Below are 25,868 nucleotides of genomic sequence, written 5' to 3' on the forward strand. Positions count from 1 at the left end.
CCTCTCCTGCTGTTAGTTAAAAGGTTTTAAGTCAACGCGCGCCATCATCGCGGCTAACTGGGTACGATCGGTAATACCGACATTGCTCTGGCTCACGGCCAGGGCTGCAACGGCGGTGGCAAGACGTAACGTATGTTCACTGGATTCACGCATCAGCAGGCCGTAAATCAGGCCGCCAACCATAGAATCCCCTGCGCCAACGGTGCTCACTACTTCCATTGACGGCGGTTTGGCAATCCATTCACCTGAAGCGTTAACCCACAACGCCCCTTCTGCACCCAGCGAGATCACCACGTGAGCAATACCCTGCTCGCGCAGCGCATGGGCGGCCTCAATCACATCTTTTAATTCCGGCAGCTTGCGGCCTGCCCAGATCTCCAGCTCGCGGCGGTTTGGCTTCACCAGCCACGGAGAGGCTTTCAGACCCGCCACCAGCGCATCGCGGCTGCTGTCGAAGATAATGCACGGGCACTGGCTGCGCAGACGCGTCATCCAGTCGGTAAACGCTTCCGGGCTGACGCCGGACGGCAGGCTGCCGCTGACGCACACCATATCGAACTGGCCCAGCCAGGTCAGGGAGTCGGTCACAAAGCGCTCCCAGTCAGCTGGCGTCACTTCGAAACCGGAGAAGTTAAGATCGGTCACTTCGCCGTCTTTTTCCGTCAGCTTAACGTTGATGCGGGTACGGCCCTGCACAACCTGGAAACGGTTGGCAATGCCCAGCTCGCTGAACAGCTGCTGGAAGCCATCCTGGTTATCTTTACCGAGGAATCCGCCCACGGTGACGTCAATACCGAGATCCTTGAGCACCTTCGCGACGTTAATCCCTTTGCCCGCAGCATGCAGGCCAGTGGTACGCACGAGGTTAACTTCGCCGCGCTCAATTTCCGGGCAAAACCCCACCAGATCATAAGCCGGGTTCAGCGTAATAGTCGCAACACGTCTGCTCATTATGCGCCCTCCCCCAGACCTGCCGCGATGGCGTCGCCAATTGCTTTCAGCGCCTGTTCAGCATCTGCGCCCTGCGCGGTGAAGCGCAGGCGATGGCCTTTCTTCACGCCCAGCGCGACGACTTTCATCAGGCTGCGGCCGTTGGCCGGTTTGCCCGAACCATCCAGGTTGGTCACGGTAATCTCGCTTTCAAATTGTTTAATGGTGTTGACCAGCATGGTGCCCGGACGGGCATGCAGGCCGTGTTCGTTGCGCACCACGAACTCGGCGTTCAGCACGTCGTCCGTTAGCGCGTCGTCGCTGGTCAGCAGCGCCAGCACGGTCGCCGCATCGGCGTTCAGCAGTTTTTCAGCTTTATTGTTCAGCAGCAGATCGCCCAGACGCTTCAGCACCGAAACCGGCTGCTCATCGTTCATCGCCACGGTCACCAGCATGGCTGCTGTCTCGCCCTCAACGTCGAACGCGGTGGCGGCGCGGCTCACTGCAATTGCGCTGCGCAGGTTGCCTTCAGCGCTGTCGTTCAGCCAGATGCCCTGGCCGAGATTCAGCGGTTTATCGTTAATCACGCGCGTCACAAAGGTGGCATCAGCGGCACCCGCTTCTTTCAGGCGACCCGCGTTCAACGCCTGCAGCGTGACCAGGTTGGAGGCCACAACATCCAGCGTCAGCGTGTCGTTATCCAGCTTCAGCGCTTCACTCTGTTTTTCGCCCATCAGCAACGCCCGCAGCTCTTCAGCGGTTGTTGCAGACTTCAGCTGTTCCGCCACGGAGTCATCGCTCAGGACATGCGTCAGCTGACGCAGCAGGCCTAAATGTTCGTCGCTGCTCGCCGCGATACCGATAGCAACATAAGCCACCTGGCCGTCGCCCCAGAGCACGCCCTGCGGGAACTGATAGACCTTAACGCCGGTTTTGAGCACCTGGTCGCGGGTGTCGGTTGTGCCGTGCGGAATGGCAATGCCATTGCCGAGGAAGGTGGATGTCTGCTGCTCGCGCGCCAGCATACCGTTTACGTAGCCGTCCGCAACGTTACCCGCCTGCACAAGGGCAGCGGCAACCTGACGAATAGCCTCTTCTTTATCCCCGGCCTGAGCGCCCGGGTGAATATCCTGAACAGATAACTGGAACATGGTTCTCCTCTCCTGCTGAAAGTGAATCGTTTCAGCTTACATGAGAAAAAATGCGCTAGCCTGCTCCGTTTGTTAAAACAAGATAGCGCTGAAACGTTTCAAAAAGTCTTGCGCTTTCTGCATTGGCTTGCAAGAAATGTCGTATTTCCGATATCAGAATTTAGAGATACTGCACATTTCTTCTGCGTTCAGCTAAATTTTGCTGAACTTCAGCAAACCAGTTTCAGCTAAGTTCAGCCAGGTGGGGAGTAAGTTGAAATGCCATTTTGATTTTTCGTGGGGTAATTGACTTCACCCTCTGTTTATTTTTTAACTGACGGCGTAAACTCCGCCCCTCTCTGTTACTCGCTAATTATAAAACATGCATAACACCCCTGCGGCCACCGCGCCGAAGCCCTTTGATTTGACGTCAACGGCGTTCCTGATTGTTGCCTTCTTTACGGGCATCGCCGGTGCGTTGCAAACCCCGACGCTGAGCCTGTTCCTGACCAACGAAGTTCACGCCCGTCCGGCGATGGTTGGCTTCTTTTTTACCGGAAGCGCCATCATCGGCATTCTTGTCAGCCAGTTTCTCGCCGGTCGTTCCGACCGCAAAGGCGATCGTAAAAGCCTGATCGTTTTCTGCTGTCTGATGGGGGTGTTGGCCTGCGTCCTGTTTGCCTGGAACCGTAACTATTTCATTCTGCTGTTCATCGGCGTTTTTCTGAGCAGCTTTGGCTCAACCGCCAACCCGCAGCTGTTTGCCCTTGCCCGCGAACATGCCGACCATACCGGGCGGGAAGCGGTGATGTTCAGCTCGATATTGCGCGCTCAGGTGTCGCTGGCATGGGTAATTGGCCCGCCGCTGGCCTACGCGCTGGCGATGGGGTTTGGCTTTACGGTGATGTACCTGAGCGCGGCGGTCGCGTTTGTGGCGTGCGGCGCAATGGTATGGTTTTTTCTGCCGTCAATGCGCAAAGAGCCCAAAGTGGCAACGGGCGTGCTGGAAGCGCCGCGTCGTAACCGCCGCGATGCCCTGCTCCTGTTTGTTATCTGCACGCTGATGTGGGGCACCAACAGCCTGTATATCATTAACATGCCGCTGTTTATTATTGATGAGCTACACCTGCCGGAGAAGCTGGCCGGCATTATGATGGGCACCGCCGCGGGTCTTGAGATCCCAACCATGCTGATTGCAGGCTATTATGCGAAGCGTTTTGGAAAGCGTTTTTTAATGCGCATCGCGGCCGTCGCCGGGCTGCTATTCTACGTTGGCATGCTGACGGTCCATACGCCAGCCCTGCTTCTTGCTTTACAGCTGCTGAACGCCGTGTATATCGGCATCCTGGCGGGGATTGGCATGCTCTACTTCCAGGATTTGATGCCGGGGCAGGCAGGTGCCGCCACCACCCTTTATACTAATACCACCCGCGTGGGCTGGATTATCGCGGGCTCGATGGCCGGTATCGTTGCCGAGATCTGGAACTACCACACGGTGTTCTGGATTGCACTGGTGATGTGTACGCTGACGATTGGCTGTCTGGCGAGGATCAAAGACGTTTAAGGCGCGGTGAGCGCTTCCAGCTCCAGCAGCCATGTCATTGCCTGCGCGCGCGTGCTGCCGCACATTTCAGCTGATGGCTGAAGCCCGGAACAGACCTTCGGGCGCAGGGGAGACTCAAAGATCATACACAGGTTGGATTCAGAGAGCTGAACGCAGCGGGTATTGGCGGGCTTGCCTTCAGGCATGCCTGGAATGGGGCTTGAAATGGACGGAGCGGTACAGCACGCGCCGCAATCTGGACGACAATCCATACATGCTCTCTCGGTGGCGAACACCCGTACAGTCGGGCATCGGGCGCACAGTAACACCTTTTGCGTATTGATAGCAAAAGCCACGAATTCCACTTGCCTGAAAGGCCGCGCGCGAGTAATTTGGCGCGATATTTTTTACCTCCCGTAGACAGGATTACTGCAATGCCAAGAGCGAACGAAATTAAGAAAGGTATGGTACTGAATTACAACGGCAAATTGCTGATTGTGAAAGACATCGACATTCAGGCACCAAGCGCCCGTGGTGCAGCGACGCTGTACAAAATGCGTTTCGCCGATGTGCGTACCGGCCTGAAGGTGGAAGAACGTTTTAAAGGTGACGATATCGTTGATACCGTGACCCTGACCCGCCGCTACGTTGATTTCTCCTACATCGACGGCAACGAATACGTGTTCATGGATAAAGAAGATTACACCCCGTACATCTTCACCAAAGATCAGATCGAAGAAGAGCTGCTGTTCATTCCTGAAGGCGGTATGCCAGACATGCAGGTACTGACCTGGGACGGCGTGCTGCTGGCGCTTGAACTGCCGCAGACCGTGGATCTGGAAATCGTTGAAACCGCGCCGGGCATCAAAGGCGCGTCAGCAAGTGCGCGCAACAAACCAGCGACCCTGACCACCGGTCTGGTTGTGCAGGTGCCGGAATATCTCTCCGCTGGCGAGAAGATCCGCATCCATATTGAAGAAAAACGCTATATGGGTCGTGCTGACTGATTATGGCATTTGTCGGGTGGCGGCTTCGCCACCCGACAATTCCGGTTACAGAAGCTCCGGATATTTCGTCATCTTGAGCGCCAGCTCGACCCCTCGCACTTCCGCCATCCCCTTCAGGCGGCCAATCGCCGAATAGCCCGGGTTGGTTTTCTTCCGCAGATCGTCCAGCATCTGGTGTCCGTGATCCGGACGGAACGGAATAGGACGCACATCGCCCGCCTGCTTGCGACGCGCCTCTTCAGCCAGAATAGCGTCGACCACCGCCACCATATTCACATCACCGCCAAGGTGCGCCGCCTCATGGAAGGTTTTTGGGTTCTCTTCACGGCAGGTCGCACGCAGGTGCGTAAAGTGAATGCGATCGCCAAAGGTTTCAATCATCCGTACCAGGTCGTTATCAGCGCGCACGCCGTAGGAGCCGGTACACATGGTAAAGCCGTTATAGATGCTGTCGACCGTCTGTTTCAGCCATTGCATATCTTCAATCGTAGACACGATACGCGGCAGGCCGAGGATAGGACGCGGCGGATCGTCCGGGTGTACCGCCAGACGCACGCCGGCTTCTTCCGCAACCGGAACGATAGCGCGCAGGAAATACGCCATGTTTTCACGCAGCTGCTGCTTATCAATATTGCCGTATTCCGCCAGACGCGCGCGGAACTGATCCAGCGTGTAACCCTCTTCCGCACCCGGCAGGCCAGCAATGATATTGCGGGTCAGCTTCTCAACGTCCGCTTCACTGGCGGCATTGAACCATTCAAGGGCCTGCTGCTGCTCTTCAGCGGTGTAATCCGCTTCGGCGCCCGGGCGTTTCAGAATGTGCAGCTCAAACGCCGCAAAGGCAATCTGGTCAAAACGCAGCGCTTTCGAGCCGTCCGGCATCTGATATTCCAGGTCGGTACGCGTCCAGTCCAGAATCGGCATGAAGTTATAGCAGACCGTATCAATGCCGCAGGCCGCCAGGTTGCGAATGCTCTGCTGATAGTTTGCAATCCAGGTCCGGTATTCCCCGGAATGGGTTTTGATATCTTCGTGAACTGGAATGCTTTCTACCACAGACCAGGTTAACCCCTTCTCCGCCAGCAGCGCCTGACGCTGTTGAATCTCCTCAACCGGCCATACCTGGCCGTTAGGAATGTGATGCATCGCCGTGACGACACCCGTTGCGCCAGCCTGACGCACATCATCAAGAGAAACCGGATCGTTCGGCCCGTACCAACGCCAGGTTTGTTCCATTGCCTCATCCTCTCAAGTTGTTATACCAATATGGGTTACTGCAATGACGACTACCATACATGTTTGCCGTGAAGGGTCAACACGCCGCCACACATTGATTGATCAAACTCACATAACGGGGATATTTACGGCTTACCAATTTTATTTGCTGTCATATAACTTTAGACTGGCATTGTTAATTAATGGTTAATCAGGTGTGTATTTCATGAAGACAATTGCCTCAACCGCCCTTCCAGCCCAGGTTCAACAACCGCGCTACGATCGTCATCAACTGCGCTCCCGCATCGTCCATTTCGGCTTCGGTGCGTTTCACCGCGCGCACCAGGCATTGTTAACAAACCGGGTGCTGAATGAAAAAGGCGGCGACTGGGGGATTTGTGAGATTAGCCTGTTCAGCGGCGACGTGCTGATGAGCCAGCTGCGCGCGCAGGATCACCTGTTTACCGTGCTGGAGAAAGGTGCTGAAGGAAATCAGCCGATTATTGTCGGGGCCGTACATGAATGCCTGAATGCAAAGCTGGACTCTCTGCCCGCGATAATAGAGAAGTTTTGCGAGCCGCAGGTGGCGATTGTGTCGCTCACCATTACGGAGAAAGGCTACTGCATCGATCCCGCGACCGGTAAGCTGGATTTACAAAACGCCCGGATCGTCCACGATCTGGAAAATCCCGCTGAGCCGCATTCCGCGCCGGGGATCCTGGTCGAAGCCCTTAATCGCCGCCGCGAGCGCGGCTTGCCTGCGTTTACCGTGCTTTCCTGCGACAACATTCCGGACAACGGCCACGTGGTGAAAAATGCGGTGCTTGGCATGGCGCAAAAGCGCTCCCCGGCGCTGGCGGAGTGGATCGAGGGCCACGTGAGTTTTCCGGGAACGATGGTCGACAGAATTGTTCCCGCCGCGACGGAGGCCTCGCTTGCGGAAATCGCCGACGCGCTCGGCGTTGACGATCCGTGCGCCATAAGCTGCGAGCCGTTTATTCAGTGGGTAGTGGAAGATAATTTTGTCGCCGGGCGTCCGGAGTGGGAAGTGGCGGGCGTTCAGATGGTGCAGGACGTTCTGCCCTGGGAGCAGATGAAATTACGCATGCTTAACGGCAGCCACTCTTTCCTGGCGTATCTGGGGTATCTCGCCGGGTACGCGCATATTAATGAATGCATGGAGGACGCCACCTTCCGCGAAGCCGCCCGGCGGCTAATGCTGGATGAACAGGCGCCTACGCTGCGTATAAAGGATGTCGACCTGACTGCCTATGCCGACAGCCTGATCGATCGCTTTGCTAACCCGGCGCTGCAGCATCGTACCTGGCAAATCGCGATGGACGGTAGCCAGAAGCTGCCGCAGCGAATGCTGGATGGCATCCGCGTCCACCTTGAGCGTAAAACAGAATGGCCGCTGCTGGCGCTGGGCGTCGCTGGCTGGATACGCTACGTCAGCGGGTTCGACGAACGCGGCAACGCGATTGACGTTCGCGATCCCCTCAGCGATAAAATCCGCACGATTGTCGAGGCCAGCAGCGACGCCGACCGCGTCAATGCGCTGCTGGGGCTGAGCGAGGTCTTCGGTCACGATCTCGCGCAAAATAGCGTTTTCGCTGAGGCTGTTAGCCAGGCCTACCAGCGCATCACCCGCCGTGGCGCACGCCAGGCTGTTATTGAAACGTTAAATCTTTAGCGATTATTGCGCTTAATGCGAACGGACATTGCCTCCGTTCGCCCTCCCCCTTCTCATTGCGCCCGTTTTTCGCCAGGATAAGAGCATAGTGTTATAGCATCACAATTCTCTTGCGGAGCGCACGTGACCAAAACCAACCTCATCACCGGTTTTCTCGGCAGCGGTAAAACCACCTCTATTCTTCATCTGCTGGCGAATAAAGATCCCGCCGAGAAATGGGCCGTGCTGGTCAATGAATTCGGCGAAGTGGGGATTGATGGCGCGTTGCTGTCATCCAGCGGCGCAATGATTAAAGAGATCCCCGGCGGATGCATGTGCTGCGTAAACGGCTTACCGATGCAGGTAGGCCTCAATACGCTGCTGCGTCAGGGCAAACCGGACCGCCTGCTGATTGAACCTACCGGTCTGGGCCACCCGAAGCAGATCCTCGATTTACTGACCGCCCCGGTTTACGAGCCGTGGATCGATCTTCGCGCCACGCTGTGCCTGCTCGATCCGCGTCAGCTTCTGGATGAAAAAGCGGTGGCCAATGAGAACTTTCGCGATCAGCTCGCCGCAGCAGACGTTATTGTCGCCAATAAAGAAGATCGCGCCACGGCGGAAAGCCGGGCCGCGCTGGACGCGTGGTGGCAGCATTTCGGCGGCAATCGGACACGGGTGCAGGCCACGCAGGGGAATATTGATAGCGCCCTGCTGGATCTTCCCCGCCTGAACCTGGCGCAACTCCCGGCCAGTGCAGAGCATGCGCATCACCATTCTGCAAAGCAGGGTCTGGCCGCGCTTAGCCTGCCGGAACACCAGCGCTGGCGTCGTAACCTTAACAGCGGTCAGGGGTATCAGGCCTGCGGATGGATTTTCGATGCCGATACCGTTTTCGACACCATTGGCATCCTTGAGTGGGCCAGGCTTGCGCCGGTCGACCGCGTGAAAGGGATCATGCGCACGCCAGACGGGCTGGTGCGGATCAACCGCCAGGGCGACGATTTCTTTATCGAAACGCAAAACGTCGCGCCACCTGACAGCCGAATAGAGTTAATTAGTGCGGTTAACGCCGACTGGAATGCCCTGCAGTCCAGCCTGTTGAAGCTTCGTTTAAGTTCGGGCGGCTAACGTTGCCCCAGTTTTCACTCAATGCAGAACGTTATGACGACTCGAATTCCCCAGATACTACTGCTTAATGTCGCCGGTCTGGCGCTCTTTTTCTCTTGGTATATCCCGGTGAATCACGGTTTCTGGTTCCCGCTGGATTCATCCCTGTTTCATTTCTTCAACCAGGGGCTGGTGAAGAGTGACGCCTTTCTGTGGCTGGTGGCAATTACCAATAACCGCGCCTTCGACGGCTTTTCCCTGCTGGCCATGGGCTGCCTGATGCTCTCTTTCTGGCTCAAAGAGGATGACACGGGGCGTCGCCGCATCATGATTATGGGACTGGTGATGCTTCTGGCTGCGGTGATCATTAATCAGCTGGCGCAACATCTGATGCCGGTAAAACGTGCAAGTCCTTCGCTCTCTTTCCCGAATATTTATCGCGTGAGTGAACTGCTGCATATTCCAACAAAAGATGCCTCGAAGGACAGTTTCCCGGGCGATCACGGCATGATGCTGCTTATTTTTTCTGGGTTTATGCTGCGCTATTTCGGTAAGAAGGCGTTCGCAATCGCCCTGCTTATTGTGGTGATATTTGCCTTCCCACGCGTGATGATTGGCGCGCACTGGCTGACGGATATTGTCGTGGGTTCCCTTTCCGCGGTGCTGATTGGTCTGCCGTGGGTTCTGATGACGCCTTTAAGCGATCGCCTAATTACCCTTTTCGATCGCTATCTTCCGCGTAGAAAGCAACAAAAATTGAACAAATAATTACCGTTTTTTAACGTAAACTATCGGGGATCATCACGATCCCTGATAATGCCCTTCCCGCGATCTTTCTGCTCTGTCATATTCTTGTCATCACATTCGTGATAAAAATGAATCAATTGCACGATTACGCGGCGGATCTGCCGCTATTTTGTGCAATGACAAATTTTTACTTTCTGTATCACAATTTCTTATAAAAAAAAGGCTCTTTTTACTCGCAATAGCCCTGGCAATCGGTTAATCTCGAACTCGTTTTGCCCCATGGAGATAATTATTTCGATGGTGAATAATTTTGTGCGCTGCACCACAAATGTCACCAGAAACAATTGTCTCAATGTGAACAGATAATTAGTCTCGTCACGTTTGGCATTTTTATAACGATATTTGTCGTTAAGGACTTCAAGGGAAAATAAACAAAATGGTCAAATCTCAACCGTTTCTGAGATATATCTTACGGGGGATCCCGGCGATAGCAGTCGCGGTACTGTTATCTGCATGTAGTACATCGAACACCGCAAAGAATATGCATCCTGAGACGCGTGTTGTGGGAATGGAAGATTCCTCTTCACTGCAAGCCTCTCAGGATGAATTTGAAAATATGGTACGTAATCTGGACGTGAAGTCCCGCATTATGGACCAGTATGCTGACTGGAAAGGCGTGCGTTACCGTCTTGGCGGCAGCACTAAAAAAGGCATTGATTGTTCCGGCTTTGTACAGCGTACCTTCCGCGAGCAATTTGGGTTAGATCTTCCGCGTTCGACCTACGAACAGCAGGAGATGGGCAAGTCGATTTCACGTACCAAACTGCGCACCGGCGATTTAGTGCTGTTCCGTGCAGGTTCTACCGGTCGACATGTGGGCATCTACATTGGTAATGACCAGTTTGTACATGCCTCCACCAGCAGCGGTGTGACCATTTCCAGCATGAATGAACCGTACTGGAAGAAGCGCTACAACGAAGCGCGCCGCGTACTGACCCGCAGTTAATATGATAATTGTATCGTTGGTTATCCCTTGGCTGGCGATACAATAAAAAAAAGCACTGCTTCGGCGGTGTTTTTTTTTGCCCGTTACAATGAATACAATCAGCGGCAATTCAGGAACCACGACGTTTATGCTCACCCGCTACTTCTCCAGTCATCGAAAGATACTGTTCCTCAGTATCATTACCGGCCTGATCGCCGCCCTGCTCCTGGGTTCATTGCAATTTTTCTGGAGCTACCACAAGCGGGAAATCCGATTCGATACGTTGATCATGGATGTGCGCATCTACATGGAGAGCTATTTTGACGAGCTGAAAGCCTCCATCGACGTGCTGCAGCCGCTGACGCTCAATAATTGCCAGGACGTTAACGCGGAGCTGACCTCGCGCGCGGCCTTCAGCCTCAACGTACGCGCCTTCCTGCTGGTCAGAGACAAAATGGCGTTCTGCTCGTCAGCCACAGGGCCAATGAATGCCCCGATGGAGGAGCTGATACCCGAGCTGCACATCAACAAGCAGGTTGATATCGCACTGCTCCCCGGCACGCCCATGCTGCCCAATAAGCCCGCGATTGCCATCTGGTATCGTAATCCGCTTGTGAAGGACGGCGGCGTATTCACCTCGGTGAATCTCAACCTGACGCCGTACCTGCTTTACACCGCGCGCCAGGACGAGTTTGCAGGCATCGCGATCGTCATCGGCGACAATGCGTTATCCACTGCCTCAAACGCCCTCGTCAAAGCGAAGGATTTACATGAAACGCCGGCGCGCACCGCGACGCTCAAAGACGTTCCTCTGACCATCAACCTGTACGCCGAGGAGTGGACGACCGATGAGATACTTTACGCCCTGTTCTTCGGGCTGGTGTGCGGGATTGCGGCAGGGTCGCTTAACTTCTACATCCTCACGACGCGTCTCAATCCGGGCAAAGAGATTCTGAGCGCCATCAAGCGCGGCCAGTTTTATGTGGTTTATCAGCCCGTTGTCGACGCCAAATCGCTCAGGATGACCGGGCTTGAAGTGCTGATGCGCTGGAAGCACCCGACCATGGGTGAGATCCCGCCGGACGCCTTTATCAATTTTGCCGAAGCGCAGAAGCTGATTGTTCCGCTCACGCTGCATCTTTTTGACCTGATTATTCACGATGCGCCAGTGCTACAGACCGTGCTGCCGCCGGGTGCCAAAGTGGGCATTAATATCGCGCCGGGGCATCTGCATGCGGAAAGTTTCAAAGACGATATGCGCACCTTCAAAGCCCTGCTGCCGCCTGATTACTTCCAGATCGTACTGGAAATTACCGAGCGCGACATGCTGAACCATCGGGAAGCTAACAGCCTCTTCGAATGGCTGCATAACGAAGGGTTTGAAATTGCCATCGACGATTTCGGCACCGGCCACAGCGCGCTGATTTATCTTGAACATTTCACCATGGACTATCTGAAAATCGACCGTGGTTTTGTCAACGCCATTGGCACAGAAACCGTGACCTCCCCGGTGCTGGATGCCGTACTGACGCTGGCAAGACGACTGAATATGTCGACCGTTGCGGAAGGGGTGGAAACACCGGAACAGGCGGCGTGGCTGCGCGAGCATGGGGTTAATTATCTGCAGGGTTACTGGATTAGCCGCCCGATGCCGCTGGAGCAGTTCCGCACGTGGCAAAATACAGTGTCCCCTGACGGGGAATAATTTCACATTGCCCGTGGCGTCACTTATTATTCAGCTTAACTGAGCCGGGCTGTAAAAGAGGGAGCCACCGCGAGATGTTTATGCGCTTTATGTTGCTTTGGTTGGCAGTCGTGAGCCTGTCCAGCCAGGCGCAAACCATCAAAGAGAACATCGCGTTCGCCGTGATTGGCGAGCCAAAATACGCGGTCAATTTTACGCACTTCGATTACGTCAATCCTGCCGCCCCTAAGGGTGGAAAGGTCACGCTCTCGGCAACGGGAACGTTCGACAACTTTAACCGCTTCGCCCTGCGCGGCGTGGCCGCGGCGCGAACGGAATCGCTTTATGACACGCTTTTTGTCACGTCGGATGATGAACCCGGCAGCTATTACCCGCTGATTGCCGATAACGTGCGCTATGCGGATAACTTCGCCTGGGCCGAAATTACCCTAAACCCCCGGGCCCGCTTTCACGACGGCACGCCGGTCAAGGCCAGCGACGTCGCTTTTACGTTTCATAAATTTATGACCGAAGGCGTGCCTCAGTTCCGCATTGTGTATAAAGGCGCAACGGTGCGCGCCATTGCGCCCCTCACCGTACGCATTGAGCTGAGCGAACCGAACAAAGAGAATATGCTTAGCCTGTTCTCGCTGCCGGTTATGCCTGAATCGTTCTGGAAAAACCATAAGTTAAGCGACCCGCTCTCCACGCCGCCGCTGGCCGGTGGCCCTTACCGCATTACCGACTGGCGCATGGGGCAGTACGTGGTCTATTCCCGCGTGAAAGATTACTGGGCGGCTAACCTGCCGGTAAACCGCGGGCGCTGGAATTTCGACACCCTTCGCTATGACTACTACCTCGACGATAACGTGGCGTTTGAAGCGTTCAAGGCCGGCGCCTTCGATTTACGCGTGGAGAACAGCGCCAAAAACTGGGCGACCCGCTATATCGGCAAAAACTTCACGAAAGGCTACATCGTTAAAGACGAGCACAAAAACGAATCCGCCCAGGACACGCGCTGGCTGGCGTTTAATATTCAGCGCCCGGTATTTACCGACCGCCGCGTTCGGGAAGCCATTTCCCTGGCCTTCGATTTTGAATGGATGAACAAAGCCCTGTTTTACGGGGCGTACAGCCGCGCGAACAGCTATTTCCAGAACACCGAATATGCCGCGCGCGACTACCCTAAAGCCGACGAACTGCTCCTGCTGGCGCCGCTGAAAGCGGAAGTGCCGCCGGAGGTGTTTACCACGGTGTTTCAGCCGCCCGCTTCAAAGGGTGACGGCTACGACCGCGACAACCTGCTGAAGGCCAGCAAGCTGCTGGATGAGGCAGGCTGGCAGCTGAAGAACCAGAAACGCGTCAATGCGAAAACCGGCAAGCCTTTAAGCTTTGAACTGCTGCTCTCCTCCGGCGGCAACGATCAGTGGGTGCTGCCGTTTAAGCACAACCTTGCGCGGCTGGGGATCACCATGAACATTCGCCAGGTCGATAACGCGCAGATCACCAACCGCATGCGCAGCCGCGATTACGACATGATGCAACGCCTGTGGCCCGCGCAGCCGTGGCCCAGCTCGGATCTGCAAATCTCCTGGGCCTCCAGCTACATCGACTCCTCGTACAATGCGCCAGGCGTAAAAAGCCCGGCGATTGATGCCCTGATTGCAAAAATTGTGGCGGCGCAGGGCGATAAAGATAAGCTCTTGCCGCTTGGTCGCGCCCTCGACAGGGTGTTAACCTGGAACTACTACATGCTGCCCATGTGGTATATGGGCGAAGACCGCCTTGCGCGCTGGGACAAGTTCTCCGTGCCTGCCGTGCGCCCTGTCTATTCTCTGGGCTTTGACACCTGGTGGTATGACGTGAATAAAGCCGCCAGACTGCCTGCCGAGCGGCGATAAGGAATTATCATGGGTGCCTATTTAATACGCCGACTTCTGCTGGTCATTCCCACGCTGTGGGCCATTATCACCATTAACTTTTTTATCGTGCAAATTGCCCCGGGCGGGCCGGTCGACCAGGCCATTGCCGCCATTGAGTTTGGCAACAGCGCCGGCATGCCCGGCGGCGGCGGAGAAGGCATGGGCGCCAGCCATGCGCGAACCGGCGTGGGGAATATCAGTGAAAGTCACTACCGCGGCGGGCGCGGGCTGGATCCTGAAGTGATCGCCGAGATCACCCATCGCTACGGCTTTGATAAGCCGATACACGAGCGCTATTTCAAGATGCTCTGGGATTATATCCGCTTTGATTTTGGCGATAGCCTGTTCCGCAGTGCATCCGTATTAACGTTGATCAAGCAAAGCCTGCCGGTTTCGGTCACGCTGGGGCTGTGGGGGACGTTGATTATCTATCTGGTCTCTATACCGCTCGGGATCCGAAAAGCGGTGCATAACGGCAGCCGCTTCGATATCTGGAGCAGCACCTTCATCATCATCGGCTATGCTATTCCGGCGTTTCTGTTTGCCGTTCTGCTGATTGTCTTCTTTGCCGGAGGCAGCTATTTCGACATCTTCCCCCTGCGGGGGCTGGTCTCCGCCGATTTCAGCACGCTGCCGTGGTACCAGAAAATCACCGACTATCTCTGGCATATCACGCTGCCGGTGCTGGCGACGGTGATCGGCGGGTTTGCCGCCCTGACCATGTTAACGAAAAACGCCTTTCTCGATGAAATCCGCAAGCAGTATGTCGTGACCGCCCGCGCCAAAGGGGTCAGCGAGAAGCAGATTATGTGGAAACATGTTTTCCGCAACGCCATGCTGCTGGTGATTGCCGGATTTCCAGCCACGTTCATCAGCATGTTTTTTACCGGCTCACTGCTGATTGAGGTGATGTTCTCGCTCAACGGTCTCGGTCTGCTGGGCTACGAAGCCACCGTATCGCGCGATTATCCGGTAATGTTTGGCACGCTCTATATTTTCACCCTGATTGGCCTGCTGCTGAATATCATCAGCGATATCAGCTATACGCTGGTCGATCCCCGAATTGATTTTGAGGGCCGCTGATGTCGCGTTTAAGCCCCGTTAACCAGGCCCGCTGGGCCCGTTTTCGCCATAACCGCCGCGGCTACTGGTCGCTGTGGATTTTTGCTGTCCTGTTTGTCCTGAGCATGTGTTCGGAGCTGATCGCCAACGACAAACCGTTGCTGGTGCACTTTAACGACCGCTGGTACGTGCCGGTACTGGCTAACTACAGTGAAAGCGACTTCGGCGGCCCGTTTGCCACCCCGGCGGAGTACCAGGATCCGTGGCTGCGTCAGCAGATCGAACAGCACGGCTGGGCCCTCTGGGCTCCGGTGCGCTTTGGCGCCAACAGCATTAACTTCGCGACCACAACCCCCTTCCCTTCTCCGCCCTCTGCGCAAAACTGGCTGGGAACAGACGCCAACGGCGGCGACGTGCTGGCGCGCATCCTCTACGGTACGCGGATTTCTATTCTCTTTGGACTGATGCTGACCGTCTTCTCCAGCGTAATGGGCGTAGTGGCCGGCGCCGTTCAGGGCTACTACGGCGGAAAAATTGACCTGTGGGGGCAGCGTATCATCGAAGTCTGGTCCGGTATGCCAACGCTGTTTCTGATCATTCTGCTTTCCAGCGTGGTACAGCCGGGCTTCTGGTGGCTGCTGGGCATCACCGTTCTGTTTGGCTGGATGGCGCTGGTGGGCGTGGTGCGGGCAGAGTTTCTGCGCACCCGTAATTTCGACTATATTCGCGCCGCGCAGGCGTTAGGCGTGAGCGATCGCGCAATCATCTTCCGCCATATGCTTCCCAATGCGGTGGTGGCGACCCTCACCTTCCTGCCCTTTATTCTGTGCAGCTCCATCACCACCCTCACCTCGCTGGACTTTCTGGGCTTCGGCCTGCCACTGGGGTCGCCGTCGCTCGGCGAACTGCTGCTGCAGGGCAAGAACAACCTGCAGGCGCCGTGGCTGGGCATCACCGCCTTTCTTTCCGTGGCCGTGCTGCTTTCGCTGCTGATTTTTATTGGCGAAGCCGTGCGCGATGCCTTCGATCCCAACAAGGCGGTATAAGATGACGCAGCCTCTTCTCAGTATTGATCGCCTGTCGATTGCCTTCTCGAAGCAGGGCGAGACCCGTACCGTGGTCACCGACCTGTCGCTGCAGATCCAGCGCGGTGAAACGCTGGCGCTGGTGGGTGAATCCGGTTCGGGCAAGAGCGTCTCGGCGCTCTCCATCCTGCGTCTGCTGCCCTCCCCGCCCGTGAGCTATCCGCAAGGGGATATTCTGTTCCACGGCAGTTCGCTGCTGCACGCTGATGAACATACCCTGCGCGGTATTCGCGGCAATAAGATTGCCATGATCTTCCAGGAGCCGATGGTGTCGCTCAACCCACTGCATACGCTGGAAAAACAGCTCTATGAAGTGCTGTCACTTCATCGGGGGATGCGCAAAGAGGCCGCGCGGGGCGAAATTCTGGATTGTCTGGAACGTACAGGCATACGCAACGCGGCCAAACGGCTGAATGATTTTCCGCATCAGCTCTCCGGCGGCGAACGCCAGCGGGTAATGATTGCCATGGCCCTGCTCACGCGCCCCGAACTGTTGATTGCCGACGAGCCGACGACGGCGCTGGACGTCACGGTGCAGGCGCAAATTCTGACGCTCTTGAGGGAGCTGCGTGACGAGCTGGACATGAGCCTGCTGTTTATCACGCACAACCTGAGCATCGTGAAAAAGCTGGCCGACAGCGTCGCGGTCATGCAAAACGGGTGCTGCGTTGAACAGAATACCGCGTCCACGCTGCTGAACGCGCCGCAGCATCCCTATACGCAGCGCCTGCTCGACAGCGAACCTTCCGGCGACCCGGTGCCTCTCACGGCAGACAGCACACCGCTGCTGCGCGTCGATGATTTATCCGTCTCATTCCCGATCCGCAAAGGCGTTCTGCGGCGCATCGTTGACCAGAACCCGGTGCTGAAAAATATCCGCTTCTCGCTGCGACCGGGTGAATCCCTGGGGCTGGTGGGCGAATCCGGTTCGGGGAAAAGCACTACCGGTCTGGCGCTGCTGCGCTTAATTGCCTCTCAGGGCGAGATCCTGTTTGACGATATGCCGCTGCACCGCTGGAACCGCCGCCAGATGCTGCCCGTGCGGCCCCGCATGCAGGTGGTATTTCAGGATCCCAACTCCTCGCTTAACCCGCGCCTCAGCGTGTTGCAGATTATCGAAGAGGGCCTGCGCGTTCACCAGCCTGGCCTGAGTGCGCAACAGCGGGAACAGGAGGTTATGCGGGTGATGGCGGAAGTGGGCTTAGATCCCGACACTCGCCACCGCTACCCTGCGGAATTTTCCGGCGGACAGCGCCAGCGTATCGCCATCGCCCGCGCGCTGATCCTGAAACCGGAGCTGATTATTCTTGATGAACCGACCTCGTCTCTGGACAGAACCGTACAGGCGCAGATCCTGGCGCTGCTCAAAGGGCTACAGGAAAAGCACCGGCTGGCCTATATCTTTATCAGCCATGATCTACAGGTGGTTCGGGCGCTATGCCATCAGGTGATTGTGCTACGACAGGGTGAGGTGGTCGAACAGGGTGATTGCCAGCGCGTATTTACTGCGCCAACGCAGAGCTACACGCGCCAGCTGCTCGCGGCAGACTAGCGCTTAAAACGGATACTGGCCGGAGAAAGGTTCAGCAATCGCAACGCCAAAGTTTTTCAGGCGGCAGGTCGCGGCGAATTCGTCCTGGCTTTTGACAAACAGGCACGGCTCCCCTTCGCACTCCAGTACGGAGCTGTCCACTTCGATATCCGTCAGGGCCTGGCTGAGACGCTCCATCACCCGCCACGCATTTTCGTCGCTCGGGCTCAGCAGCTTGAGCGCCACCAGGCAATTCTCACAGCCCGCGACGCTTTGCGGAATCGGTTCAACTTTCGAACCTGCAAAACCCGCCGACCAGCGATAGCTCTGGGGCAAGCGATGGACAATGGAGAGTTGTAATGTATTCACGTTCGTTCCCCGGAAGCAAAATTTACTTCACAATTTATTTACATTTATAGTAACACATCATCGCCAACCTGCACTATTCAGCGCTTTTTTATCGGTATCGAGGCTCGCGTCGGCGCTATATGTACCCGTTTCTGCGATCTAACTCAACCTTTTTGAATACAATGATGTGACTTTTTACATAAATAGATTTTACATAAAATAAACAAACACGGAATAAACGAACGCGAGTTTGGTTGATATGCGTCAACAAAAAAGGCCCTTTCGGGCCTTATCTGCGCGTTAGTGCGCCGCTTTTCGCGGCCGACTGGCGTAAAGACAGAAAAGCACAGAGCTGGTTGCGCAAAAAGCCATCGCCCACAGCATAGGCCAGGCCGTAGTAAAGGTCGCCATAGAGAGTAACGCCCCGACGATGGCACCAATCCCGAAGCGGAAGGTTCCCGCCAGTGACGATGCGGTTCCCGCCATGTGCGGGAATTCGTCGAGGATCACCGCCATCGCATTGGACGAGATCATCGACACGCAGCCGACAAAGGCCGCCACGCCGATCACCAGCGCCCAGAAGCCCACGTCCAGAAACGCGCTCACCACCAGCCAGACCGCCATCACAAACTGGATCCACAGCCCGGCGCGGAACATGTTCAGCGCGCCCACCCGCCGGACAAAGCGGCTGTTAATGATGGTCAGGACAAACAGGAAGACGATATTGAGCGCAAAATAATAGCCAAAGTGCTGCGGCGAAACGTGGTTCAATTCGATATAGACAAACGGCCCGGCGCTCAGGAAGGAGAACATTCCGGCGAAGCTGAACCCGCTCGCCAGCATGTAGCTCAGCACTCGCTTGTGGCGAAACAGCGAGGCAAAGTTGCCTATCGTGGTTCGAATATGAAATTTCTGGCGGCGCTCGACGGGCAGCGTTTCATCAATAAAGAAGAAAATCATCGCCGAGGCCAGCAGCGCGGCCAGCGCCAGGATCCAGAAAATCGCGTGCCAGCTAAACCACACCAGCACCGCACCACCGGCCATCGGTGCCACCAGTGGCGCAATCGTCGTCACCAGCATGACGAACGACATCATGCGGGAGAACTCTTCTTTCGGGTAGATATCACGCATCAGGGCGTTGATCACCACGCTCGCGGCAGCGGCGGCCAACCCGTGCAGGAAGCGCATGATAATCAGCTGATCGATACTCTGCGCCAGCGCACAGGCGACCGCTGCGGCCGCAAAGACCAGCGTCCCGCCAAGAATAACCGGCTTACGCCCCAGGCTGTCGGCCATTGGGCCATACAGCAGCTGTCCGAGCGCGAAACCGAGAATATAGGTGCTGAGCGTCATCTGCGCGCTGCCTGCCGGTACGCCAAACTGCGCGGAAATCACCGGCAGCGCAGGCAGATACATATCGATAGACAGCGGCATCAGCATCGCCAGCAGGCCAAGAATGAAGACAATTTTGAACGACGAGTGTGGCCTGGTGGTCACAGGGTTCTCCTGAAATTAGTGCGAAGGCAGACCGACGCTGGCAATCTCTTCTTCCGTCAGCGGACGATATTCACCGGGCGCCAGGTCGGGATCGAGCGCAATCGCACCGATGCGTTCACGGTGCAGGCCCACAACGTGGTTACCCACGGCGGCAAACATGCGTTTCACCTGATGGTAGCGTCCTTCGCTGATGGTCAAACGGACCTCCGTCGGGGTGATGACCTCAAGCACGGCGGGTTTGGTCAGATCCTTTTCATTATGCAGCTGAACGCCTTTCGCGAATTGCTCTGCCGTGTCATCCGCAACCGGTGACTCCAGCGTGACCAGATAGGTTTTCTCACAGTGGTGGCGCGGGGAAGTGATGCGATGCGACCACTGACCGTCGTCGGTCATCAGCACCAGACCGGTGGTGTCGATGTCGAGGCGGCCTGCGGCATGCAGCTTGTGCGCCACCGGCTCGTCGAGGAAATAGAGCACCGTCGGGTGATCCGGATCGTCCGTTGAGCAGACATAGCCTTCCGGCTTATTGAGCATGAAATAGCGGGGACCGTGCTGCTGGGTCAGCGGATTGCCGTCGTACTCAACCTGATGGTCAGGCTGCAGTTTGAACGCGCTGTCTCGCACAATGTCGCCATCCACGGTAACGCGGTTGGCGCGAATTTCGCGCCCGGCAATAGCGCGGCTTACGCCGAGTTGCTGAGCGATAAACTTATCAAGTCGCATGAAATCTTTTTAGCCTTAATGGTGCTGGATGTCGGACCGTGCGTCCGAAAAAAGAAGCAGTCAGGAACGGTTCAGTATAATGGTCTGGTTGCGCCACTCAAGGGAAAAAGTTTCGTGGCATACTATATGCGGATTAACGAAACCGAGACCCCATGACTTTTACACTTCGTCCCTATCAGCAGGAAGCCGTTGACGCGACGCTCGCCTGGTTCCGTAAACACCGGGAACCGGCGGCCATTGTCCTCCCGACCGGTGCAGGCAAGAGCCTGGTCATTGCCGAACTGGCGCGCCTGGCGCGTGGTCGCGTGCTGGTATTGGCCCACGTCAAAGAGCTGGTGGCGCAAAACCATGCCAAATATTGTGCGCTGGGGCTGGAAGCCGACATTTTCGCCGCCGGGCTGAAGCGCAAAGAGAGCCACGGCAAAGTGGTTTTCGGCAGCGTACAGTCGGTGGCCCGCAACCTGGATCTGTTCCGCAGCGAGTTTTCGCTGCTGATTGTCGACGAATGTCACCGCATCAGCGATGACGACGACAGCCAGTATCAGCAAATCCTCACTCACCTTAAAGAGGTGAACCCTCACTTACGCCTGCTCGGCCTGACGGCAACCCCGTTTCGTCTGGGCAAAGGCTGGATCTACCGCTTTCATTATCACGGCATGGTGCGCGGCGACGAGAAAGCGCTGTTCAGCGACTGTATCTATGAACTTCCGCTGCGCTACATGATTAAGCACGGCTACCTGACGCCGCCCGAGCGGCTGGATATGCCGGTCGTGCAGTACGATTTCAGCCGCTTACAGGCGCAGAGCAACGGGCTGTTCAGCGAGGCGGATCTTAACCACGAGCTGAAAAAACAGAAGCGGATCACGCCGCATATCATCAGCCAGATTGAAGAGTTCGCGCAAACGCGTAAAGGGGTGATGATTTTTGCTGCCACCGTCGAACACGCGCGCGAAATCACCGGCCTGCTACCCGCTGACGACGCAGCGCTGATCACTGGCGAAACGCCCGGCCCGGAGCGCGACAGGCTGATTGAGGCTTTCAAAGCCCAGCAGTTCCGCTACCTGGTGAATGTCTCCGTATTAACCACCGGGTTTGACGCCCCGCACGTCGACCTGATTGCGATTCTGCGCCCGACGGAATCCGTCAGCCTGTATCAGCAGATTGTCGGCCGTGGCCTGCGCCTGGCGCCGGGCAAAACCGACTGCCTGATACTGGATTACGCCGGCAACCCGCACGATCTGTACTCCCCGGAAGTGGGCGCGCCAAAAGGCAAAAGCGACAACGTGCCGGTACAGGTGTTTTGCCCGGCCTGCGGCTTTGCCAACACCTTCTGGGGAAAAACCACCGCCGACGGCACGCTGATTGAACACTTTGGCCGCCGCTGTCAGGGCTGGTTTGAGGATGATGAGGGGCATCGCGAGCAGTGCGATTTCCGCTTCCGCTTCAAAAACTGCCCGCAGTGCAACGCCGAAAATGACATCGCCGCCCGCCGCTGCCGCGAGTGCGACACGGTGCTGGTGGACCCGGACGACATGCTGAAAGCGGCGCTGAAGCTGAAAGATGCGCTGGTGCTGCGCTGCTCCGGCATGGCGCTTCAGCCCGGCGCGGATGAAAAAGGCGAATGGCTGAAAATCACCTATTACGACGAGGATGGCGCTGACGTCAGCGAACGGTTCAGGGTTCAGACGCCTGCCCAGCGCACGGCATTTGAGCAGCTGTTTATCCGGCCACATACCCGCACGCCTGGCGTGCCGCTGCGCTGGATAACCGTGGCGGATATCGTGCATCAGCAGGCGCTGCTGCGCCACCCCGACTTCGTGGTCGCCCGTAAGAAAGGCCAGTTCTGGCAGGTTCGCGAGAAGGTCTTTGACTATGAAGGTCGCTTCCGTCGGGCAAATGAATTGCGCGGTTAACGGGACTTTTCATTGATGTGCGGGGCATTTGAGTATAAAATGCCGCCCGCTTCACATCCGTGGGGCAGAACACTCACCTGCTGCTGGGTCGCCTGTAGTAGGGTTTTAAATACAGAGAGAAATCAATGTTCACTATCGAAGCAGAAGTACGTAACGTGCAGGGTAAGGGTGCGAGCCGCCGCCTGCGTAACGCTAACAAGTTCCCGGCTATCGTTTACGGTGGCGAAGCTGCTCCAGTTGCTATCGAACTGGATCACGACAAAGTGTGGAACATGCAGACCAAAGCTGAGTTCTACAGCGAAGTTCTGACCATCGTTGTTGGCGGTAAAGAAGAAAAAGTGAAGGTTCAGGCTGTTCAGCGTCACGCGTTCAAGCCAAAACTGACTCACATCGACTTCGTTCGCGCGTAATCGCAAACCTGTCGAGAAAACCCCGCTTCCGCGGGGTTTTTTTATGGCTGCTATTTACCGCCAGACGTGCGGCGCTGAAGCTGATCGCGCAGGTTCGGCGGCGTACCTTTGATGGTCAGGGTATCGGTGGCCGGATCCCAGAAGATGCGTTCCCCCAACAGCATGGCGTCAAAGTTGATGGTTAACCCACCGCCGCTGCCGGCAAATTTGGTTAACTGACGCAGCGTGCTGCGATCCGCCGGGAAGCTCTCCTCAAGCTCATAGCCCTTCTCCGCGGTGAATTCCTGGAAGCTCACTTCGCTGACGCCCGCCAGCTCTTTTGACAGGGACTCCAGTTCAATCTCTTCCCCCGCCTGCAGCTGCTCGTTGCAATAGCTGTAAACCTGCTGACGCACGGTCTGGCGTTCAGATTTATCGAGCTGCGCTTCCGCCGTGAAGTCATCAACGGCCTGCAGCAGCCCTTTGTTCTGCGCTTTGGCGTTCAGGCCTTCGCTGGCACCGAGGAAGTCCATAAAGAAATCCGCCACTTTGCGGCCCACCCGCCCCTTCAGGAAGGTGAGGTAGCGGGTCGACTCCGGGTTAGTTTCCCACTCGGTCAAATCAATACGCGCCACAATATCCGCATGGTTGATATCCAGATAGTGCGTTGAGCTGATGTCCAGCTGCTCGTTCACGCGCATGCTGCTTAAGTTATTCAGCACGGTAACCAGCAGGTACTCGACCGCCAGGTAACGATAGTGGCAGAACAGGACAATACCGCCGTCGGCGAACGGATATTTCGCCAGCTCGTCGCGCAGACGCCCGGTTGCCGCGCGGCTAAACGCCAGGAAATCCTCCTCGCCCTGACGCTGCAGGCGCAGGCTATCGGCCAGTTCACTCTCTTCACTGAACAGACCATAGGCTTTATTTTTAGCGCTGTAGACGCGATGCAGCTCTGCCATCATTTCCACAACGGTTGCCGTGGGTTCCAGTAACGAATCGCGTAGCACCACTTCAAGGGTTTGCTCATCACGCTTGATAAGCTGGTGCAAGGCAATCTGGTTGATTTCCAGACTCATGATAAACTCTCCTTTTAGACCGGGCGGTATTCAACCACCACCAGGACATGTGTGCAACAACAGATAAAAAAGGGGAAAAAAAGCTGTTGCTACGGTAATATGTTGCCCTTTCATCAACAAACTGATTTTGATTTATGCCACAACATTCCCGCTACAGTGATGAACACGTTGAACAACTGCTCAGTGAGCTGGTCAACGTACTGGAAAAACATAAAACGCCGACCGATCTCTCCCTGATGGTTTTGGGAAATATGGTCACCAACCTTATCAACACCAGCGTTGCTCCGGCTCAGCGTCAGGCGATCGCCAAATCTTTCGCCCAGGCGTTACAGTCATCCGTCAGCAACGACCAGGCCCATTAAGGGAAACGAACAACAGTTTATGGTGACGAATCGTCAGCGCTACCGTGAAAAAGTCTCCCAGATGGTCAGTTGGGGACACTGGTTTGCCCTGTTCAACATTCTGCTAGCGACGGTAATTGGCTGTCGTTATCTGTTTGTCGCAGACTGGCCCACAACGCTAACCGGGCGTATCTACTCCTGGATAAGCGTTGTTGGTCACTTTAGCTTTTTGGTATTCGCCACCTATCTGCTGATCCTGTTTCCTCTGACGTTTATCGTCATGTCGCAGCGTTTGATGCGGTTCTTGTCCGCAATCCTTGCGACGGTGGGGATGACGCTGCTGCTTATCGACAGTGAAGTGTTCACCCGGTTCCACCTGCATCTCAACCCTATCGTCTGGGAACTGGTGATCAACCCCGACCAGAACGAAACGGCCCGCGACTGGCAGCTGATGTTCATCAGCGTTCCGGTGATCCTGTTGATCGAGATGCTGTTTGCCACCTGGAGCTGGCAAAAGCTCCGCAGCCTGACCCGACGCCGCCATTACGCGAAGCCCGTCGCCGCGCTCTTTTTCGTCTCATTTATCAGTTCGCACCTCATGTATATCTGGGCGGATGCGAACTTCTATCGCCCTATTACCATGCAGCGCGCTAACCTGCCGCTCTCTTATCCGATGACGGCCCGTCGTTTCCTTGAGAAACACGGCCTGCTTGATGCCCAGGAGTACCAGCGCCGTCTGGTCGAACAGGGTAATCCGGAAGCGGTTAGCGTGCAGTATCCACTGAGCGATCTGCGCTATCGCGATATGGGTCGCGGGCAAAACGTCCTGCTGATTACCGTCGATGGCCTCAACTATTCTCGTTACGAGAAGCAGATGCCTGCGCTGGCCGATTTCGCGAGTCAGAACGTATCATTTACCCAGCATATGAGTTCAGGTAACTCAACCGATGCGGGTATCTTTGGCCTGTTCTATGGCATTTCTGCCGGATACATGGACGGCGTGCTGTCTGCGCGCATTCCTGCGGCGCTGATCACCGGGCTTAATCAGCAGGGCTATCAGTTAGGGCTGTTCGCATCGGACGGCTTCAACAGTTCACTGTACCGCCAGGCGCTGCTCTCTGATTTCTCACTGCCTGCCGCGCAGAGCCAGTCTGATGCCCAGACCGCAAACCAGTGGATAAACTGGCTGCAGCGCTACGCGCAGGAAGATAACCGCTGGTTCTCGTGGGTGGCCTTTAACGGCACAACGCTTAACGACAGCAACCAGGCTGGCTTTGCGCGCCGCTACGGCCGCGCGGCCAGCGATGTTGACGCACAGATTGGCCGCGTGCTTGACGCGCTACGTGAATCAGGCAAGCTTGATAACACGGTCGTGATCGTGACCGCGGGGCATGGCGTACCGTTAGGCGACGAGACGAAGAGCATGAGCTGGTCACGTCCAAACCTGCATGTTCCGCTGGTGATCCACTGGCCGGGAACGCCGGCGCAGCGCATCAATATGCTCACAGAACATAAAGACGTCATGACGACCCTGATGCAGCGCCTGCTGCACGTCAGTACGCCAGCAAACGAGTATTCGCAGGGGCAGGATCTCTTCAGCGCCACGCGCCGCCATAACTGGGTGACTGCAGCTGACGGCAACACGCTGGTGGTGACCACGCCGAAGCTGACGCTGGTGCTGAACAGCAATGGGAACTATCAGACCTATAATCTGCAGGGTGAACGGCTGAAGGACCAGAAACCACAGCTTAGCCTGCTGTTACAGGTTCTGACGGATGAGAAGCGCTTCATCGCTAACTGATTAATAATAAACCAGTTAGCGACGGATTCCCTTGCATTCGAAACGGAATCGAGTAGTATTCTTTCTATGCGTCGGCACGTAGCGCAGCCTGGTAGCGCACCGTCATGGGGTGTCGGGGGTCGGAGGTTCAAATCCTCTCGTGCCGACCAAAAAC

At 56.2% G+C, this 25,868-nt stretch carries 23 protein-coding genes and 1 tRNA gene; 16 read left to right on the forward strand and 8 right to left on the reverse strand.

The genetic code is table 11. The annotated features are described in order from the left end of the window. Positions 1-12: 12 nt before the first annotated feature. Positions 13-951 (reverse strand): 1-phosphofructokinase, encoded by a 939-nt coding sequence (gene fruK, locus ACTJI7_RS09415; protein WP_010433510.1) that lies wholly within the window; start codon positions 949-951, stop codon positions 13-15. Beyond that, on the reverse strand, positions 951-2,081 hold the full coding sequence (gene fruB / locus ACTJI7_RS09420) for a fused PTS fructose transporter subunit IIA/HPr protein (protein WP_192978688.1): 1,131 nt from the start codon (positions 2,079-2,081) through the stop codon (positions 951-953). Before fruB ends, fruK begins: the two co-directional genes overlap by 1 nt. A gap of 361 nt (positions 2,082-2,442) precedes the next feature. Here fruB and setB point away from each other — a divergent pair, with 361 nt between their 5' ends. Then, positions 2,443-3,624, forward strand: coding sequence for a sugar efflux transporter SetB (gene setB / locus ACTJI7_RS09425; RefSeq protein WP_222563428.1), 1,182 nt, complete (start codon positions 2,443-2,445; stop codon positions 3,622-3,624). On the opposite strand, the gene ACTJI7_RS09430 is transcribed toward setB, so the two are convergent. After that, positions 3,621-3,875 carry a YkgJ family cysteine cluster protein gene (locus tag ACTJI7_RS09430; protein WP_028013872.1) on the reverse strand — a complete coding sequence of 85 codons (255 nt, stop codon included), beginning with the start codon at positions 3,873-3,875 and terminating at the stop codon, positions 3,621-3,623. The two genes, setB and ACTJI7_RS09430, sit on opposite strands and share 4 nt — an antisense overlap. A gap of 162 nt (positions 3,876-4,037) precedes the next feature. Here ACTJI7_RS09430 and yeiP point away from each other — a divergent pair, with 162 nt between their 5' ends. Further along, entirely contained in the window at positions 4,038-4,610 is a 573-nt protein-coding gene (gene yeiP, locus ACTJI7_RS09435; protein ID WP_008500940.1) for an elongation factor P-like protein YeiP, read from the forward strand. Positions 4,611-4,655: 45 nt separating this feature from the next. Here yeiP and uxuA read toward each other — a convergent pair whose 3' ends face one another. Next, complete coding sequence (uxuA, locus tag ACTJI7_RS09440) at positions 4,656-5,846, reverse strand: mannonate dehydratase (protein WP_192979356.1); 1,191 nt, start codon at positions 5,844-5,846, stop codon at positions 4,656-4,658. 205 nt (positions 5,847-6,051) lie between these two features. On the opposite strand from uxuA, the gene ACTJI7_RS09445 reads away from it, so the two are divergent. The 9 genes from ACTJI7_RS09445 to yejF all read left to right on the forward strand — a co-directional run bounded on the left by ACTJI7_RS09445 (position 6,052) and on the right by yejF (position 17,644). Continuing rightward, on the forward strand, positions 6,052-7,518 hold the full coding sequence (locus tag ACTJI7_RS09445) for a mannitol dehydrogenase family protein (RefSeq protein ID WP_045629871.1): 1,467 nt from the start codon (positions 6,052-6,054) through the stop codon (positions 7,516-7,518). A gap of 123 nt (positions 7,519-7,641) precedes the next feature. Then, positions 7,642-8,628 carry a CobW family GTP-binding protein gene (locus tag ACTJI7_RS09450; protein WP_048960965.1) on the forward strand — a complete coding sequence of 329 codons (987 nt, stop codon included), beginning with the start codon at positions 7,642-7,644 and terminating at the stop codon, positions 8,626-8,628. A gap of 33 nt (positions 8,629-8,661) precedes the next feature. Next, the gene (locus ACTJI7_RS09455) at positions 8,662-9,375 is read left to right on the forward strand and encodes a phosphatase PAP2 family protein (protein ID WP_080461434.1); all 714 of its coding nucleotides are present in this window, start codon (positions 8,662-8,664) and stop codon (positions 9,373-9,375) included. 415 nt (positions 9,376-9,790) lie between these two features. Continuing rightward, the gene (gene mepS / locus ACTJI7_RS09460; RefSeq protein WP_028013877.1) at positions 9,791-10,360 is read left to right on the forward strand and encodes a bifunctional murein DD-endopeptidase/murein LD-carboxypeptidase; all 570 of its coding nucleotides are present in this window, start codon (positions 9,791-9,793) and stop codon (positions 10,358-10,360) included. 127 nt (positions 10,361-10,487) lie between these two features. After that, positions 10,488-12,044: a cyclic di-GMP phosphodiesterase gene (locus tag ACTJI7_RS09465; RefSeq protein WP_063437075.1), complete on the forward strand. Its 1,557-nt coding sequence runs from the start codon at positions 10,488-10,490 to the stop codon at positions 12,042-12,044. A gap of 74 nt (positions 12,045-12,118) precedes the next feature. Beyond that, on the forward strand, positions 12,119-13,924 hold the full coding sequence (locus ACTJI7_RS09470; protein WP_028013879.1) for an extracellular solute-binding protein: 1,806 nt from the start codon (positions 12,119-12,121) through the stop codon (positions 13,922-13,924). 9 nt (positions 13,925-13,933) lie between these two features. Further along, positions 13,934-15,028, forward strand: a complete 1,095-nt coding sequence (locus ACTJI7_RS09475; protein ID WP_063155044.1) for a microcin C ABC transporter permease YejB — start codon at positions 13,934-13,936, stop codon at positions 15,026-15,028. Next, positions 15,028-16,053, forward strand: coding sequence for an ABC transporter permease (locus ACTJI7_RS09480; protein WP_063155045.1), 1,026 nt, complete (start codon positions 15,028-15,030; stop codon positions 16,051-16,053). The genes ACTJI7_RS09475 and ACTJI7_RS09480 overlap by 1 nt, the downstream gene beginning before the upstream one ends. Position 16,054: 1 nt before the next feature. Beyond that, positions 16,055-17,644, forward strand: a complete 1,590-nt coding sequence (gene yejF / locus ACTJI7_RS09485; RefSeq protein WP_063155046.1) for a microcin C ABC transporter ATP-binding protein YejF — start codon at positions 16,055-16,057, stop codon at positions 17,642-17,644. A gap of 3 nt (positions 17,645-17,647) precedes the next feature. On the opposite strand, the gene ACTJI7_RS09490 is transcribed toward yejF, so the two are convergent. The 3 genes from ACTJI7_RS09490 to rsuA all read right to left on the reverse strand — a co-directional run bounded on the left by ACTJI7_RS09490 (position 17,648) and on the right by rsuA (position 20,191). Next, the gene (locus tag ACTJI7_RS09490) at positions 17,648-17,992 is read right to left on the reverse strand and encodes a YejG family protein (RefSeq protein WP_028013883.1); all 345 of its coding nucleotides are present in this window, start codon (positions 17,990-17,992) and stop codon (positions 17,648-17,650) included. Between the two features lie 279 nt (positions 17,993-18,271). Next, positions 18,272-19,468: a Bcr/CflA family multidrug efflux MFS transporter gene (locus ACTJI7_RS09495; protein WP_041908984.1), complete on the reverse strand. Its 1,197-nt coding sequence runs from the start codon at positions 19,466-19,468 to the stop codon at positions 18,272-18,274. Between the two features lie 15 nt (positions 19,469-19,483). Continuing rightward, positions 19,484-20,191 (reverse strand): 16S rRNA pseudouridine(516) synthase RsuA, encoded by a 708-nt coding sequence (gene rsuA / locus ACTJI7_RS09500; protein ID WP_028013885.1) that lies wholly within the window; start codon positions 20,189-20,191, stop codon positions 19,484-19,486. 152 nt (positions 20,192-20,343) lie between these two features. On the opposite strand from rsuA, the gene ACTJI7_RS09505 reads away from it, so the two are divergent. Next, positions 20,344-22,104 (forward strand): DEAD/DEAH box helicase, encoded by a 1,761-nt coding sequence (locus ACTJI7_RS09505; protein ID WP_047363059.1) that lies wholly within the window; start codon positions 20,344-20,346, stop codon positions 22,102-22,104. Between the two features lie 125 nt (positions 22,105-22,229). Then, on the forward strand, positions 22,230-22,514 hold the full coding sequence (rplY, locus tag ACTJI7_RS09510) for a 50S ribosomal protein L25 (protein ID WP_028013887.1): 285 nt from the start codon (positions 22,230-22,232) through the stop codon (positions 22,512-22,514). 50 nt (positions 22,515-22,564) lie between these two features. On the opposite strand, the gene yejK is transcribed toward rplY, so the two are convergent. After that, complete coding sequence (gene yejK / locus ACTJI7_RS09515) at positions 22,565-23,572, reverse strand: nucleoid-associated protein YejK (protein WP_008500957.1); 1,008 nt, start codon at positions 23,570-23,572, stop codon at positions 22,565-22,567. 134 nt (positions 23,573-23,706) lie between these two features. Between yejK and ACTJI7_RS09520 the strand changes: the two genes are divergently transcribed. The 3 genes from ACTJI7_RS09520 (at position 23,707) to ACTJI7_RS09530 (ending at position 25,863) form a co-directional block, all read left to right on the forward strand. After that, positions 23,707-23,934 (forward strand): YejL family protein, encoded by a 228-nt coding sequence (locus ACTJI7_RS09520; RefSeq protein WP_014884596.1) that lies wholly within the window; start codon positions 23,707-23,709, stop codon positions 23,932-23,934. 19 nt (positions 23,935-23,953) lie between these two features. Then, positions 23,954-25,714, forward strand: coding sequence for an LPS biosynthesis-modulating metalloenzyme YejM (gene yejM / locus ACTJI7_RS09525; protein WP_063155047.1), 1,761 nt, complete (start codon positions 23,954-23,956; stop codon positions 25,712-25,714). 72 nt (positions 25,715-25,786) lie between these two features. Next, a tRNA-Pro gene (locus tag ACTJI7_RS09530) sits at positions 25,787-25,863 on the forward strand. The last annotated feature ends 5 nt before the right edge of the window (positions 25,864-25,868 follow it).

Origin of the sequence: Enterobacter sp. 22499 (assembly GCF_052044815.1) — a bacterium.
Lineage (GTDB): Bacteria > Pseudomonadota > Gammaproteobacteria > Enterobacterales > Enterobacteriaceae > Enterobacter > Enterobacter bugandensis.

Coding starts and splice junctions, on each gene's coding strand:
- ACTJI7_RS09480 (WP_063155045.1), top strand. CDS start 15,028: ATGTCGCGTTTAAGCCCCGTTAACCAGGCCCGCTGGGCCCGTTTTCGC.
- yeiP (WP_008500940.1), top strand. CDS start 4,038: ATGCCAAGAGCGAACGAAATTAAGAAAGGTATGGTACTGAATTACAAC.
- ACTJI7_RS09430 (WP_028013872.1), bottom strand. CDS start 3,875: ATGGATTGTCGTCCAGATTGCGGCGCGTGCTGTACCGCTCCGTCCATT.
- ACTJI7_RS09505 (WP_047363059.1), top strand. CDS start 20,344: ATGACTTTTACACTTCGTCCCTATCAGCAGGAAGCCGTTGACGCGACG.
- rplY (WP_028013887.1), top strand. CDS start 22,230: ATGTTCACTATCGAAGCAGAAGTACGTAACGTGCAGGGTAAGGGTGCG.
- mepS (WP_028013877.1), top strand. CDS start 9,791: ATGGTCAAATCTCAACCGTTTCTGAGATATATCTTACGGGGGATCCCG.
- ACTJI7_RS09455 (WP_080461434.1), top strand. CDS start 8,662: ATGACGACTCGAATTCCCCAGATACTACTGCTTAATGTCGCCGGTCTG.
- yejK (WP_008500957.1), bottom strand. CDS start 23,572: ATGAGTCTGGAAATCAACCAGATTGCCTTGCACCAGCTTATCAAGCGT.
- ACTJI7_RS09465 (WP_063437075.1), top strand. CDS start 10,488: ATGCTCACCCGCTACTTCTCCAGTCATCGAAAGATACTGTTCCTCAGT.
- yejF (WP_063155046.1), top strand. CDS start 16,055: ATGACGCAGCCTCTTCTCAGTATTGATCGCCTGTCGATTGCCTTCTCG.
- setB (WP_222563428.1), top strand. CDS start 2,443: ATGCATAACACCCCTGCGGCCACCGCGCCGAAGCCCTTTGATTTGACG.
- rsuA (WP_028013885.1), bottom strand. CDS start 20,191: ATGCGACTTGATAAGTTTATCGCTCAGCAACTCGGCGTAAGCCGCGCT.
- uxuA (WP_192979356.1), bottom strand. CDS start 5,846: ATGGAACAAACCTGGCGTTGGTACGGGCCGAACGATCCGGTTTCTCTT.
- ACTJI7_RS09470 (WP_028013879.1), top strand. CDS start 12,119: ATGTTTATGCGCTTTATGTTGCTTTGGTTGGCAGTCGTGAGCCTGTCC.
- fruK (WP_010433510.1), bottom strand. CDS start 951: ATGAGCAGACGTGTTGCGACTATTACGCTGAACCCGGCTTATGATCTG.
- ACTJI7_RS09520 (WP_014884596.1), top strand. CDS start 23,707: ATGCCACAACATTCCCGCTACAGTGATGAACACGTTGAACAACTGCTC.
- ACTJI7_RS09445 (WP_045629871.1), top strand. CDS start 6,052: ATGAAGACAATTGCCTCAACCGCCCTTCCAGCCCAGGTTCAACAACCG.
- yejM (WP_063155047.1), top strand. CDS start 23,954: ATGGTGACGAATCGTCAGCGCTACCGTGAAAAAGTCTCCCAGATGGTC.
- fruB (WP_192978688.1), bottom strand. CDS start 2,081: ATGTTCCAGTTATCTGTTCAGGATATTCACCCGGGCGCTCAGGCCGGG.
- ACTJI7_RS09475 (WP_063155044.1), top strand. CDS start 13,934: ATGGGTGCCTATTTAATACGCCGACTTCTGCTGGTCATTCCCACGCTG.